Source organism: Legionella sp. W10-070, assembly GCF_900640175.1.
Classification (GTDB): domain Bacteria; phylum Pseudomonadota; class Gammaproteobacteria; order Legionellales; family Legionellaceae; genus Tatlockia.
On sequence record NZ_CAAAJC010000060.1, the window covers coordinates 1 to 516 of the forward strand.

Below are 516 nucleotides of genomic sequence, written 5' to 3' on the forward strand. Positions count from 1 at the left end.
CCAGAAGTAGATAGTCTAACCTTAGGGGGGACGTTTACCACGGTGTGATTCATGACTGGGGTGAAGTCGTAACAAGGTAGCCGTAGGGGAACCTGCGGCTGGATCACCTCCTTAATAGAAAAGGCACGACGACTTAAAGCGCCCAACACAGTTTGTTTTCAAATTAATGAGCGTTCATTAACAATATGGTAAAGAAGAGGTAACACGAGCGATTAGTATTGTGATTGATATGACTTTGATTTGATTGAGGTTATATGGTCAAGAAGAGAAGCGCAAACGGTGGATGCCTAGGCAGTAAGAGGCGAAGAAGGACGTGGAATCCTGCGAAAAGCTCTGGCGAGTTGGAAACGAGCGTTGACCCAGAGATGTCCGAATGGGGGAACCCGGCTTACGCGAGTAGGTCATCTGCGGCTGAATAAATAGGTTGCAGAAGCGAACTTGGGGAACTGAAACATCTAAGTACCCAAAGGAAAAGAAATCAAGAGAGATTCTCTGAGTAGCGGCGAGCGAAAGGGG

Annotated in this window: 2 rRNA genes; both read left to right on the forward strand. The window is 47.3% G+C overall.

From position 1 onward, the window contains the following. Nucleotides 1-114, forward strand: a 16S ribosomal RNA gene (locus tag E1O65_RS12470); the annotation flags it as partial. Between the two features lie 142 nt (nt 115-256). After that, nucleotides 257-516, forward strand: a 23S ribosomal RNA gene (locus tag E1O65_RS12475); the annotation flags it as partial.